This window comes from Streptomyces anandii JCM 4720, from assembly GCF_014650655.1.
Lineage (GTDB): Bacteria > Actinomycetota > Actinomycetes > Streptomycetales > Streptomycetaceae > Streptomyces > Streptomyces anandii.
On sequence record NZ_BMVJ01000055.1, the window covers coordinates 2,729 to 4,094 of the forward strand.

Below are 1,366 nucleotides of genomic sequence, written 5' to 3' on the forward strand. Positions count from 1 at the left end.
CGCGATCTCCGCGTTCCCGCAGGACCGTGGCTGGGACCTCGGACGCCTCTACAGCCCCGACCCGGACAAGCAGGGCACGTTCTACGCACGCGAGGGGGGATTCCTCTACGACGCAGCCGAGTTCGACCCGGCCTTCTTCGGCATCTCGCCGCGCGAGGCCCTCGCCATGGACCCGCAGCAGCGGCTGCTCCTGGAGACCTCCTGGGAGGTGTTCGAACGCGCCGGGATCGACCCCGAGTCGGCGCGCGGCAGCCAGGCCGGCGTCTTCGTCGGCACCAACGGCCAGGACTACGACTCCTTCGCGCAGACTCTGCCGGAGGGCATCGAGGGCTACCTCGGTACGGGCAACGCGGCCAGCGTCGTCTCCGGCCGCCTCGCCTACGTCTTCGGTCTCGAAGGCCCCGCGATGACGGTCGACACGGCTTGCTCGTCCTCGCTGGTCGCGCTCCATCTCGCCGCACAGGCGCTGCGCAGCGGCGAGTGCGATCTCGCGCTGGCCGGTGGTGTGACGGTGATGTCCTCGCCGGGTGCCTTCATCGAGTTCAGCCGACAGCGGGGCCTCGCGGCCGACGGCAGGGTGAAGGCGTTCTCGGCGGACGCCGACGGCACCGGCTGGGGCGAGGGCGTGGGCATGCTGCTCGTGGAGCGGCTGTCGGACGCCCGGCGCAAGGGCCACCCGGTGCTCGCCGTCGTACGGGGGAGCGCCATCAACCAGGACGGTGCGAGCAACGGCCTGACGGCGCCGAACGGTCCGTCGCAGCAGCGGGTGATCCGGCAGGCGCTGGCGTCCGCCGGGCTGTCGGCGGCGGATGTGGACGCGGTGGAGGCGCACGGTACGGGTACGACACTGGGCGACCCGATCGAGGCCCAGGCCCTCATCGCCACCTACGGCAAGGAGCGACCGGCGCAGGACCGGCCGCTGTGGCTGGGCTCGATCAAGTCGAACATCGGTCACACGCAGGCGGCCGCCGGTGTCGCGGGCGTCATCAAGATGGTGATGGCGATGCGGCACGGCGTGCTGCCGCAGACCCTGCACGCCGACGAGCCGACCCCGCATGTGAACTGGTCGGCGGGTGCGGTCTCGCTGCTCACCGAGAACCGTGAGTGGCCTGACACGGGACGTCCGCGCCGGGCGGGCGTGTCGTCCTTCGGGTTCAGCGGTACGAACGCCCACACCATCCTCGAAGAGGCACCCGCCGAACACGCCGAACACGCCGAACACGCCGAACACGCTGAGCCCGCCGAGCCCGCTGCCGAGGCATCGGAGCCGGCAGTTGTGCCACCGTTCCCGAGCACGATGTGGGTGTTGTCCGCGAAGTCGGAGGCCGCGTTGCGGGCTCAGGCGGAGCGGGTGCGGGCGCGGGTC

1 protein-coding gene is annotated in these 1,366 nt (G+C 71.6%); it reads left to right on the forward strand.

The window, feature by feature from the left end:
- Nucleotides 1-1,366, forward strand: a 1,366-nt coding sequence (locus IE249_RS39585; protein ID WP_229860008.1) for a type I polyketide synthase, incomplete at both ends; no start/stop codon positions are given.